The 12,038-nt window shown below is 68.7% G+C and carries 9 protein-coding genes and 3 pseudogenes; 6 read left to right on the top strand and 6 right to left on the bottom strand.

The annotated features are described in order from the left end of the window. Positions 1-4: 4 nt before the first annotated feature. The 5 genes from AB0O07_RS06450 to AB0O07_RS06430 are packed head-to-tail and all read left to right on the top strand — an operon-like array spanning position 5 to position 4,385. On the top strand, positions 5-577 hold the full coding sequence (locus AB0O07_RS06450) for a 3-phenylpropionate/cinnamic acid dioxygenase subunit beta (RefSeq protein ID WP_365627663.1): 573 nt from the start codon (positions 5-7) through the stop codon (positions 575-577). A 42-nt stretch (positions 578-619) separates the two neighbouring features. Next, positions 620-1,492: an alpha/beta fold hydrolase gene (locus tag AB0O07_RS06445; protein WP_365627660.1), complete on the top strand. Its 873-nt coding sequence runs from the start codon at positions 620-622 to the stop codon at positions 1,490-1,492. Next, a complete protein-coding gene (locus tag AB0O07_RS06440) occupies positions 1,489-2,325 on the top strand; it encodes an SDR family NAD(P)-dependent oxidoreductase (protein ID WP_365627658.1) in 837 nt (278 codons plus the stop codon). The genes AB0O07_RS06445 and AB0O07_RS06440 overlap by 4 nt, the downstream gene beginning before the upstream one ends. Before the next feature lie 19 nt (positions 2,326-2,344). Beyond that, positions 2,345-3,928 (top strand): long-chain fatty acid--CoA ligase, encoded by a 1,584-nt coding sequence (locus tag AB0O07_RS06435; protein WP_365627655.1) that lies wholly within the window; start codon positions 2,345-2,347, stop codon positions 3,926-3,928. Between the two features lies 1 nt (position 3,929). Continuing rightward, positions 3,930-4,385: a hypothetical protein gene (locus AB0O07_RS06430; RefSeq protein WP_365627652.1), complete on the top strand. Its 456-nt coding sequence runs from the start codon at positions 3,930-3,932 to the stop codon at positions 4,383-4,385. Between the two features lie 801 nt (positions 4,386-5,186). On the opposite strand, the pseudogene AB0O07_RS06425 reads toward AB0O07_RS06430, so the two are convergent. The 6 genes and pseudogenes from AB0O07_RS06425 to AB0O07_RS06400 all read right to left on the bottom strand — a co-directional run. Further along, positions 5,187-5,279, bottom strand: a pseudogene (locus tag AB0O07_RS06425) (transposase); the annotation flags it as partial. Between the two features lie 242 nt (positions 5,280-5,521). Beyond that, complete coding sequence (locus AB0O07_RS06420; protein WP_365628071.1) at positions 5,522-6,094, bottom strand: winged helix-turn-helix domain-containing protein; 573 nt, start codon at positions 6,092-6,094, stop codon at positions 5,522-5,524. A 100-nt stretch (positions 6,095-6,194) separates the two neighbouring features. After that, positions 6,195-7,058: pseudogene (locus AB0O07_RS06415) on the bottom strand (MMPL family transporter); the annotation flags it as partial. A 399-nt stretch (positions 7,059-7,457) separates the two neighbouring features. Then, positions 7,458-7,870: pseudogene (locus tag AB0O07_RS06410) on the bottom strand (transposase); the annotation flags it as partial. A 617-nt stretch (positions 7,871-8,487) separates the two neighbouring features. After that, on the bottom strand, positions 8,488-9,540 hold the full coding sequence (locus AB0O07_RS06405; RefSeq protein WP_365627649.1) for an amidohydrolase family protein: 1,053 nt from the start codon (positions 9,538-9,540) through the stop codon (positions 8,488-8,490). Between the two features lie 128 nt (positions 9,541-9,668). Beyond that, on the bottom strand, positions 9,669-10,298 hold the full coding sequence (locus AB0O07_RS06400) for a TetR family transcriptional regulator (protein WP_365627646.1): 630 nt from the start codon (positions 10,296-10,298) through the stop codon (positions 9,669-9,671). A 135-nt stretch (positions 10,299-10,433) separates the two neighbouring features. On the opposite strand from AB0O07_RS06400, the gene AB0O07_RS06395 reads away from it, so the two are divergent. Continuing rightward, complete coding sequence (locus AB0O07_RS06395) at positions 10,434-12,035, top strand: bifunctional 3-(3-hydroxy-phenyl)propionate/3-hydroxycinnamic acid hydroxylase (RefSeq protein ID WP_365627643.1); 1,602 nt, start codon at positions 10,434-10,436, stop codon at positions 12,033-12,035. Positions 12,036-12,038 lie beyond the last annotated feature (3 nt).

Below are 12,038 nucleotides of genomic sequence, written 5' to 3'. Positions count from 1 at the left end.
CCCCGTGAGCACGAGCACCGAACCAACCCGGCACCGCGCGGGAACGCGGGCCGACCACGCCACCCACTTCGAGGTCGAGCAGTTCTACTACGAGGAGGCCGACCTCCTCGACGCTGGCCGCTACGCCGACTGGCTGGACCTGCTGGCCGAGGACCTCGACTACTGGATGCCGACCCGCACCAACCGGCTGCGCCGCCAGCAGGCGCTGTCCGTGGCGGCACGAGGCGAGGCCGCGTTCTACGACGAGACCAAGGAGAGTCTGGCCTGGCGCATCCGCCGCTTCGACTCCGGCATGGCCTGGGCCGAGGACCCGCCCTCCCGCACGCGGCACCTGGTCACCAACGTCCTGGTTCGGCACATCGACCCCGAGGACGACCCGGACTTCACCGAGAGCGACCTCCATGTGCGCTCCGCCTTCCTGGTCTACCGCAACCGCCTGGAGCGCGAGGAGAACGTGTTCGCCGGCGGCCGCACCGACATCCTGCGCCGCACGCCGGACGGGCTGAAGGTCGCGCGCCGCACGATCCTGCTGGACCAGAACATCCTCCAGGCGAAGAACATCTCCACGTTCTTCTGACCGAGCTCCCACCACCCGCCCCGCCCTGCCGATGGGAATCCTGTGACCGACACCGACCTCGACATCGAACTCGAACAGCACCGCGTGAGCACCTCGATCGGGGAGATCGCCGTCGCGGAGACCGGACAGGGACCGGTGCTCGTCATGCTGCACGGCGGCGGGCCTGGGGCCTCCGGCATCAGCAACTACCACCAGAACCTGGCCGAACTCGCACAGCGCTTCCGGGTCCTGCTGCCGGACCAGCCGGGCTTCGGCGACAGCTACCGCCCCACCGAACAGGACCTCGCCGAGAGGTCGATCACCGAGATCACCACCGACGCCCTGTTCCAGGCCCTGGACTTGCTCGGCGTGGACACCTTCCACCTCCTCGGCAACAGCCTCGGCGGCGCCGCCGCCCTCGCCATGGCCCAACAGCGCCCCGAGCGCGTGACCCGCCTGGTGCTGATGGCCCCCGGAGGCGGGTGGCTGCCGTTCGGCCCCACCCCGACCGAGGGCCAGAAGGAGATGTTCCGCTACTACAACGGCACCGGCCCCAGCGAGAAGAAGATGGGCGCGTTCATCCGCACCATGGTCTTCGACCACAAGCAGTTCGGCCCCGACGTGATCAAGGCCCGCTACGAGGCCTCCCTCGACGAGAGTCACATCGCCTTCTACCACCTCTACAACGCCGCCTTCGCCCGCCGCGGCGGCATGGACCCGCTCTGGCGCGACCTGCACAGGATCAAGGCTCCCACCCTGCTGCTGTGGGGCCGTGACGACCGCACCATCACCCTCGACGGCGCCCAGCTGATGCTCAAGCAGATCCGCGACGTCCAGTTCCATGTCTTCAGCCGCTGCGGCCACTGGGTGCAGTTGGAGCGCCGGCGTGAGTTCGAGCGGCTCGTCGGCGACTTCCTCGCCGAGGGGACCTCATGAGCAATGGCTGGCTGGAGGGATACAGCACACTGATCACCGGAGGCGGTTCCGGCCTCGGGCGGGCGGTCGCCGAGCGGTTCGTGGCCGAGGGAGCCTGCGTCACCATCGTCGACCGGAACGAGAGGCGTCTCAACGGGATGGTCGAGGCCTCGGGGACACCGGAACGGTTTCACACCGTCGTCGCCGACGTCAGGGACTCCGCCTCCCTGCGGGACGCCGTCGCGGCCACCGTGGACCGCTTCGGCAAGCTCGACACTCTCGTCGCCAACGCGGGGGTATGGGACTACCAGCGCCAGCTCACCCGTCTGACAGCGGACGAACTCGACGCCGCCTTCGACGAGATCTTCTCCGTCAACGTCAAGGGTTACCTTCTCGCGGCCTCAGCCGCCTGGCCCGAACTGGTCAGGACCCGCGGCAGCATCATCATGACCCTGTCCAACGCCTCCTTCTACGTCAACGGCGGCGGACCTCTCTACACCGCCAGCAAGCACGCCTGTCTCGGCTTGATGCGCGAACTCGCCTACGAACTCGCGCCCAAGGTCCGCGTCAACGGCGTCGCGTGCGGAGGCATGAACACCGACCTGCGCGGCCCCGAGGCCCTCTCCCTGGACGGACGCTCGCTGTCGACGTCCTTCGCGAAACAGGGCCCCGACACTCCGCCTCCGCCCATTCCCCTGCACGACTCCAGCACCGACCCACGCGACTTCACCGGGTCCTACGTCCTCCTGGCCGCACGTGAACAGAGCGGCCCCATCACGGGTCAGGCGATCTCCGTCGACGGCGGGATCGGGGTCCGTGGTTTCGCCAGCGCCGCAGGCGGCGACCACCTCTGAGCTCGATGAGGAGCCCATCGTGACCACGCCCCACCCACAGAACTCAGGCCTCGGGGTCGACCTGAACCCCGCCGTGGCCGTCGCCGGCAACGCCGGCCATTGCGGGGACTCCGTCGTCCTCGACTATCCCGGTGGCAGCCTCACGTACCGGGAACTGGACGACAAGGCCGCCCGACTGGCCACCGTGCTCGCCGACGGCGGCACCCACAGCGGAGACCGGGTCGCCTACCTGGGGCTGAACAGCACCGCGTTCTTCGTCACCATGCTCGCCGCCTTCCGGCTCGGCGCGCTGTTCGTGCCCGTCAACTTCCGCCTGGCCGAGCCGGAACTCGCCCAGGTCCTCGAAAGCAGCGGCGCGGCGACGATCATCTGCGAAGAGGCGCACCGCGCCGCCGTCGACCGGAGCAGCGGCAAGACCGCGCTCACCCGGTTCCTGCTCGTCGACGACGACCCCGAAGCCCCGGCCCTCCCGGCGACAGGCTGGAAGCCCTGGGCGGCGCTCATCGCCGCCGCCGAGCCCATGGCGACCGTGGCCGCGAAGAAGACCGACGACCCGGCCATCCTGATGTTCACCTCCGGCACCACCGGGACACCCAAGGGGGTCGTGCTCACCCACGGCAACATCTGGTGGAACTCGGTCAACGTCGAACTCCGCCTCGACACTCGGCGTGGCGACCTCACCTACGCGGTGGCACCGCTGTTCCACATCGGCGCCCTGAACAGCTTCGCGCTGCGCACCCTCGCCCGCGGCGGAACCGTCGTCGTACGCCGGACCTTCGAGCCTCAGCAGTGTGCCGAGGACCTCGCCCGCCTGAAGATCAACTCCATGTTCGGCGTGCCGCAGATGTTCGCCGCGCTCGCCCGCGTGCCGGGCTTCTTCGACCAGGACCTCTCCGCCCTGCGAGCCGTCGTGGTCGCGGGGGCCCCGGTGCCGCCGTCGCTGCTCCAGCAGTACGCCGACCACGGTCTTCGGCTCCAGCAGGCCTGGGGACTGACCGAGACCGCGCCGTTCGCCACCCATCTCCCGGCCGAGCGCACCCTCGACAAGTGCGGCTCGGCAGGCATTCCCATGCCGTACACCCAGGTCCGCGTCGTGGACGTCCTCACGCGGGAGTCGGCCGCAGCGAACACGCGCGGCGAGGTCGTCGTCCGGGGCCCGAACGTGGCCGCCGGCTACTGGAACAACCCCGAGGCCACCGAAGCCGCCTACGACAGCGAGGGTTGGTTCCACTCCGGGGACATCGGCTATCTCGACGACGAGGGATACCTGTACATCGTCGACCGCCTCAAGGACATGATCATCAGCGGTGGGGAGAACGTGTACCCGGCAGAAGTCGAGAACGCCCTGATCACCATGCCGGGTGTCCTGGACGTCGCGGTGGTCGGCGTGCCGGACCCCCAGTGGGGCGAGACCGTCGCCGCGGTCATGTCGGTGGCACCCGGCACCCGTGTCACCCTCGACGAGGTACGCGACCATGCGGCCCTCCACCTTGCCCGCTTCAAACTGCCGCGGCGGCTGAAGGTCGTCGAGGTCGTACCGCGCAACGGCTCCGGCAAGCTGGACAAGCCGGTCATCCGCCGGGTCGCGGCTCAGGGGGAGTGACGTGCTCCCCGTTCCGCCCCTACCTCCCATTGGTCTCGCCGGTGACTGGTGCATCGAGGCGAGTTCCCGGAGCCGCCATGCCCAGGATCTTCGGCTGCAGGGCAAGGGAGGGTCCGCAGAGATCCTCTTTGAGCGCTGCGCTGTCGGCCGGCTGCGCGACGCCTATCCGGTCGGCCTGCACGACGTCGAGGTGCAAGTACGTGCTTGTACCGAGGACATGCTGCCGAGCCTGCTGGTTGCGCTGACCGCTGCGCTCGGCCACGCGGATCCCCGATGTCCTCGCCTCGTACTGTCTCGGCCCGCCGCCGACCGCGCGTTCATCGCCGAAGCGGAGTCCGCCGGCTTCCGTCATGTCGTCGATGTCGACCTCGGAAGCGATGAATGCAGCCTGTTGGCCTGGGAACCGTCATGGGCCTCCCCCGCCGACGCCGACCTCGACCGGGTCCCGGGAACTTGAGGCGGAGCCGGGGTTCCCGGGCCTCCAGCAGCCGAGTGGGCGGTTCGTAAGGTGATATCCGTTTCTGGGTGAGATGGCAGCAAGGACGCTGGTGGAGGTCCTGTCGGCATCTGCCTCCTGGAGAAGTTGCCGGTGTCGGCCTCGGTGAGGATCCCGAGTGTGACCAGGCGTTTCAGTTTGGCGCGGGTGCCTTCGACGTTCTTCGGCCGCAGTTCGTGGCCGAGGGCTTCGCAGACGTCCTTGGCCCGTAGCGGCCCGGTCGCGTGGTTGAAGACGGCGAGAATGCGGGGTAGTCCGGGGGCTCGGGCAGCCGGGGGCAGGACAGCGAGAACTCCGCACGCCGGCCGTCGGCATACGGCACGACCGAGCAGTTGCACTCGCCGCCCCGACCACCACCTTCCCCCCGGGAGCGGTTGAGGGCAACGTCACCAGGATCAAGCTGCTGAAGAGACAGATGTACGGCCGGGCCAACTTCGGCCTCCTGCGACGCCGAATCCTCCTGTCACCTTGATCAACTAGCCGCCAACCCCCAAATCAGCGACAGAGCCACAACTTGGTCCAGACCACCAAAGAAGTGCTTACAAACAGAACCATCTTGGTCAGCATCGGCAGACCGACCACCGACAGGCCCGCCAGCGCGATACTGACTTCGGCTCGTCAGGGTGAGGTCGGGTTGCCGAGGGCGAGGCCGGTGCCGGCTATGAAGCCGTCGAGAATTTCGGGCCGGTACTCGAGTCGTTTGAGCCGGTTGCGGACGAGTGCCTCCAAGCGGTCCAGGGCGACTACGGCGAGGTTGGCCAGGCTGCGCTTGACGTGGGCCCACACACCCTCGACCGGGTTCAGGTCGGGCGAGTAGGCGGGCAGCAGGAACACCGTCAGCCTTCCGTGTGTCGATCAACTCTCGCATCGTTCGGGAGACATGGGTGTTGAGCCGGTCCCAGACCAACACCATCGGTGCCTTGATGAGCTGGTGAGTGCCGTGGACCAGAGCCATGAAGTCGCGCTCGCCCATACTGCGGCGCTTGCCCTGCCCACGGGGTGGGCGATCAGCCGATGGCACAGCCGGGTCCGTGAGCCGGGCCGCATCGCAATCAGCCCAGCCACCGACAGCCGCCCCGAGCGGCGTCCACTCACCGTCACGACCGGGGTGTGTCCGCGTCGCCCCCAGGTACGGCCTCGGGGCGGTCGGCGGGTGAAGTCTGCTTCGTCTTCGAAGCAGATGTAGCCCCCGCAGGCCGCCCGGGCCCTTTTACCTCCGCCCAGGTCGCCTCCTTCCACACCTTCACCGCCTCCTCGTCGCGCTCGGCGACCCGCCGCACGGGGACCTGTAGGGAAAACCCGAGCCGGTGCATCAGCCGGGTGGCGCGGGAGACGCTGTAGGAGACGTGGAACTTCCGGCCGATCAGCGTCGCCACCCGCGCAGCGGTCCACACCTGATCCTCCACCCAGCCGTGCACGGCCGGCTCCTCCTCCAGATACGCGGCGAGCTTCTCCAGACAGCGCTGAGACAGACGACACCGTGATCCGCTCGGCCCGCGCGAGACCAGGGCCGCGATCCCGCCGTCCCGCCACAGCTGGTGCCACTGGCAGGCCGACTTCCGGCTCACTCGGAGCCGCTGGGCGACCTCCAGCGGCTTGATCTTCTGCTCGAACAGCCCGGCCGCCTGCCGCCGTTCGGTTTCCCGACGCCGCCGCCCCGCAGAGGTCAGCCCGCCCCCATCCGCATATCTCACACAGCACGAAATACAGCCCGCGCCCCTGGCCCATCAGGCACATCGGCAAAGATCACCCTGCCGAGCCGAAGTCAGTAACGACGGTCAGGCCCGCGAACACGACGGCCGAACCGGCTGTACCGGCGGCAAGACCGGCAGCCTCCTGAGGCCCATGAGCGTTGGCGCGTTCCTCCCGGTAGCGGGAGACCACGAACAGCGCGTAGTCGTTCCAACCGCCAGCCCAGCATCGTGGCCAGCGTCCCAGTGGTCAGGGACAGGCCGAAGACACTCCCCAGAGCCAGGATGGACGCCATGCTGATCCCGACACCGACGACGGCGGTGAGCAGAGGGAGCCCGGCCGCCACGGGGGATCCGAAGGTGACCAGCAGGACGACGGCAGCGAGGGCGATACCGATGGCCTCGGTGGAACCGCCCGCCGCAGGCTGCTCCGCGAGGGCGTTTCCGCCGACCTCGACCGTGAGACCGGAGGCACGGGCCTCGTCGACAGCCCGCTCCAGTGCGGCCTTGCCCGCGTCAGGGAGATCGCCGGCTGCCTCCCTGAAGCTCACTGTCGCGTAGGCGGTGGAGCCGTCCTTGCTCACAGCGCCTGCCGTGAACGGGCTCACGGCATTGGCGACCTCTGGCCGGGCTACGGCTTTCGCCACGAGCGCGTCAACGGCGGCGCGGTTGCCTGGCCCGGTCACCTTCTGGTTACCGGGCGCGACGAACACGATGCGTGCACTGGCGCCGTTGGCGTCCGTGCCGGGGAAACGGTCACCGATCAGGTCGAAGGCCTTTTGCGCCTCGATGCCCGGCATGAAGGACGTGCCGTCGTCGCAAGCAGCCGGGGCCTTGGCGGCGCCGAGGCCGACGGCACCGAGCAGCACGACCCACAACGGCACGACGAGCCAGCGTCGCTGGAAGGCGGTACGGCCCCCATCCAGTAAACGAAGGTAGCCAAGGGAAACGGATCTCCAGGTCTGGGGTCGGGTAGATCACCAGACTCGCCCGACAGAGGGCCCCGGAGCACCGTGCCGACGCTGTCACTTCGGCCTGGTGCCACTGCACGAGACCGCGTGCCCGTACCCTCTTTGAGGAGGAGGACCAGGCTGGACGTAAGGATGACGCCGCTCCGATTTCCGAATGAACGGCTTCGGCACAACTGCTTCACGCCTCGTGTGGGTGCGACGATTCAGAGCGCCAGACGTCCCCAATTTCTCACCCATGACTTTGCTCTGAAGTGCTGCCTCTGCCTCCTCTTGGGTGGTTCACGCAACTTGCCGACCTGCAGCTGCGGCTGGGATTCGCCTGGGGCTGCACAGGCTTACAACGGCTAACACAATAAGTTGAGTTGTCGGTGAGTGATGAGGTGGTGTTTCAAGCCGGCCCGGCCCCGGTCGACCGGCGAGGGGCCCGTGTGGATCCCCCTTGTAGCACTCTGACGTGGGATGAGTCGACCACGCAGCGGGACCGGTCCAGCCGCAAGGCTGCGTTCAGTTCGGCGCGCAGGACCTCGTGGAGCCGCTGCCAGACGCCGGCCTCGTTTCAGTCCCGAAGGCGGCGCCAGCAGGTCATGCCCGAACCGAAGCCCAGCTCCTTCGGCAGGTACTCCCACTGGATCCCGGTGTGCGGCACGTACAGGATCCCGCACAGTACCTCCCGGTCCGGCAGCGGCTTGCGGCCGGGGTATCGGAACCTGCGCTCACGATATGGCAGCAGCGGCTCCAGACGGTCCCACAGCTCATCCGACACGATCCAGGGCGACATCCCCATACCGAGCCGAACGCTCAACTGCCGCCCCGGACACGGCGGTCAGGACAGATACACCTCATTGTGTTAGGCGTTGTCAGGGCGCCGACTTACACGGCGTTTGTCCAGTTCGGTTTCGTCGCGTTCGGTTACCGACCAGGAGCAGCATGATGCCGATGTCCTTGTTGCCTGCCGAGTGCCGGACGAGGCGTTCTGGTCGACGACGATCCACGCGGATTCAAGACAGCGCTCGCAGCTCTCCCCGCCGGGTGCCAACGGCCACGGTATGTGCGTTGCGGGCGCAGACAAATGGGAGCCGACCCATCAGAAACCGCCTCGCCAAACCCTCCAGACTCTGCGGCTACGAACAGTGCCGTTGGCCCTACCCAACCCAGTCGAGGTCTCGCTCAACCGACAACCAAGATCCGGACCATATGCGGGCCAGAGACCACCAGATCCACATCAGCCGTCACATTCGCGCTGGTCAGCGCCATGCAAGCCGTGTACCACCAGCAGACGAAGAATCTTCTGGTGTCGTACTCGCCGAAGAAGCTGGGCTTCTTCTAGGCCGTACAGGCCGGCACGGTCACCCCAAGGGCTGCGATCGCGGCGTGTTCCGTGGGGGGGGAACCCGTCTCCGTTCAGTTGGTGCCCGGCTGGAGGAGTTCGAAGATCAGACGTGCGGCGGTGCGTCGGGCTGCCTGGCGCAGGCGGACCGGAGCCGGGGGGACGTGGAATGGCCGTGGTGCGGCGGTGGCGAGGCGGGGGAAAAGGGCTTCGGCGTTGGTGCGGTTGACGGCTGTCAGCATGCTGGTGCCGACGTTGCTGTCGAGGCCGCTGGTGAAGTACTGCCCGGCGCGGGCTGGTGCGAAGGGCCAGTCGCTGCCGAACAGGATGCGTTCGGGGCGGGCGAAGGCGAGGAGGGTGGGCAGGGCTGCCGGGCTGGAGGACAGGGCGGTGTCGAAGTAGAAGGTCCGGAAGTCGTCAAGGACGTCCAGGGGGCTTCGGCGGGTGTCGTTGGCGAGGGTGACGGCCATGCGGTGGCTGGCGTAGGGGAGGAAGCCTCCGGCGTGGCCGAGGATGAACTTGATGCGGGGGTGGCGGCGAATGATTCCGTTGCGGACCAGGAGGTAGGCGGCCCGGGTGGTGTCGAGGAGAAAGTCGGCGGCGAAAGAGGGCACTCCGTCGACCGGAGGGGCGGGGAGTTCGGCGGGGTGGACGAACACCACCGCACCGCGCTCGTCGAGGGCCTGCCACAGGGGCTCCTGGCCGGGGGTGCCGAGGTAGGTGCCCTGGTTGTTGGCGAGCAGGATGACGCCGTGCGCGCCGAGGGTGTCCAGTGCGCGGACGGCTTCGGCCGTGGAGGCGGAGGGATCGGGCATGGGGAGAGTGGCGAAGTAGCCGAAGCGGCCTGGGTGCTCGGTGGCGACGGTGGCGAGGTGGTCGTTCAGTCGCTGTGCCAGCGCGGTGGCTTCGTCGGGCGCGTCGAGGAAGCTCGTGCCCGGTGTGGAGACGGACAGGACGGCGGTGCGGACGTTCAGCAGGTCCATCGTGTTCAGGGCGGCGGCGGGAGTCCAGTCGGGAAGGGCCCGTCCGCCGGCCTGGGTGACTGCCGCTCTGGTGAGTGCTTCCCGGTAGAAGTCCGGCAGGGCGTGCTGGTGGACGTCGATGCGCTGGGGTTCCGGGTCTGTCACGTGGTCTGCCTCGTCCGTTGATCGGAGTCTTACCAGCGGGTGGTTGCTACGGGATCTGCTGCGCGGAAGGGGACACGGGACTGTCCCAGGTGCCGGGTGGCCGGCCCGTTGCCAGGCGGCCGGGTGGGTCAGGTGCTCCGGTCGGCCATCCGGCGGGCCGCTTCGTGGACGAGCTGGGCATGCAGTTCGAACAGGGGGACCAGGTCGACGGTGTCACCGGTGATCTCCCGTTGCACGAACAGTCCGTCGGCGCCGGCCATCGTGTAGCTCGTCAGTGTCCGCACGGCGTGGTCGTCCAGGGCGGGGAACAGTTCGGGTAGCACCTCGGCGATCCTGGCACGGGCTGTGTCGCGGACCTGGAGGAAGACGGCCCGGCCGCGAGGCTCGGCGGGACGCCGCTCCAGGGCGAGCATGAGGCCGAGCCGCAGGAAGTCGGGGGCATCCATCAGGGATTTCGCCAAGCCGGCCGCCATGGTGGTGATCCGTTCCAGGACGGTGCCTGTTTCCTCGGGTGGCAGGCTCACGGTGGCCAGCCAGGTGTCGAAGCTGCGCTCGATCACCGCGGCGATCAGGTCGTCCTTGTCCTTGAAGTGCCAGTAGATCGAGCTGGCGGGCAGTCCGCAGGCGGCGCTGACCGCAGCGATCGAGGTGCCTTCGTAGCCGCGTTCGCCCGCGATCCGCGCGGCGGCGTCAAGGATGCGCTGCCGCGACTCCACCCCGTTGGCCCGCTTCTTCCGTACCCCTGCCGCTTTCGGCATGTCTTCCCTCCTGGTGCGGTGCGCCCTGCGCGACACCTTGACCGCGAGTCTTCCACCCTCTTAATGTAGCAGTCATTCCAATTGTAGTGATCGCTATATGAAGTATGCGGGTCCGGGACGACAGCGAGGTGGCCGGTGAGGGACGACAGCCAGAACAGCGCCGGGAGCGAGCCGTACGACGTGGCGGTGATCGGCTACGGGCCCACGGGCGTGACGGCCGCGAATCTGCTGGGCGCGATGGGGCTGAAGGTCATCGTCATGGAGCGCGACGGCGAGATCTTCACCCGGGCCCGCGCCATCTCCACGGACGAGGAGGTGATGCGGATCTGGCAGCGGGCGGGGCTGGCCGAGCGGCTCAAGCAGGACATGCTGACCGAGCGGCCCGTGGCGTTCGTGGACGCGGCCGGGCGCTCGTTCATCGACGCCCGTCCCGCCCCGCGCGGCCACGGGCATCCGCCGCAGATGTTCATCTACCAGCCGGCCATGGAGCAGGTCCTGCGCGACGGGGTGGAGCGTTACCCGAACGTGGAGATCCTGCTGCGCCACGAGTGTCTGCGGGTGCGCCAGGACGCCGGTGGGGTGGAGCTGACCGTGGCCGGTACGGCGGACGACTCCGTACGGCGGCTGCGCGCTTCCTACGTGATCGCGGCCGACGGCGGTTCGAGTCTCACCCGCGCCCAACTGAACATCGGCTACGAGGGCCGTACGTACGGGGACCGGTGGGTGGTCATCGACACGAAGATGCTCCGGCCCTGGCCCGAGCACGACAAGCTGCGCTTCCACTGCGACCCGGCCCGGCCCGCCGTGGACTGCCCCACCCCGCTGGGCCACCACCGCTGGGAGTTTCCCCTGCTGCCCGGTGACGACGAGAAGGAGCTGACGACCGAAGCGGCCGTGTACCGGCTGATCGCCCGCTACGGGATCGCTCCGGACCAGGTCGAGATGGCGCGGGCCACCGTCTACAGCCATCACGTCCGTTTCGCGACCCGGTTCCGGGCCGGCCGCGTCTTTCTGGCCGGCGACGCCGCCCACGCGATGCCGCCGTGGATCGGCCAGGGCATGGCCGCAGGGGTGCGGGATGTGGCCAACCTCTGCTGGAAGCTCGACGCCGTCCTGCGCGGGCACCTGCCCGAAAGCCTGCTCGACAGCTACGAAGCCGAGCGCAAACCGCATGTGAAGGAGGTGACGAGACGGGCGGTGCTGGTCGGGCGGATCATCACCGAACGCCGCCCCGCGGTGGCAGCGGCGCGGAACACGGCCGGCCGTGTGCTGAACCGGCTGCCGGGACTCGCGGACCGCTTGCAGGACGCCCACTGGATTCCCGTGGCCCGGTACGGCACTGGGTTCCGGGCCGCTGCGCGGACCAAGGCGTCGGGTCACCAGATTCCCCAGCCCCACGCCATCGGCGCGGACGGCGCCCGCGTCCTCCTGGACGACGCGCTCGGGGGAGGCTGGATGGTGCTGCGCACCCGTTCGGCCGCGCCTCAGCCCGCCTGGGACCGCCTCGGAGTGCCGCACCTGACCGTCACGCCGGCGGACAGCCGTCCGGCCGCCGGCACGGTTGTCGACACCGAGGGGATCCTGTCGCGGTGGATGGGCCGGCACCGCGCGGCCGTACTCGTCCTGCGCCCCGACAGCTATGTCTACGCCGCCGCACCGGCCGGTGCCCTCCTTCCTCCCCCACCTGCCGGTTTCACCCCTGCCGGGGCGTCCAGCCCGGCCGCCATCAGCGCTTGATCG

Origin of the sequence: Streptomyces sp. NPDC093085, from assembly GCF_040683935.1 — a bacterium.
Classification (GTDB): domain Bacteria; phylum Actinomycetota; class Actinomycetes; order Streptomycetales; family Streptomycetaceae; genus Streptomyces.
This window is presented reverse-complemented; position numbering and strand designations above follow the sequence as displayed.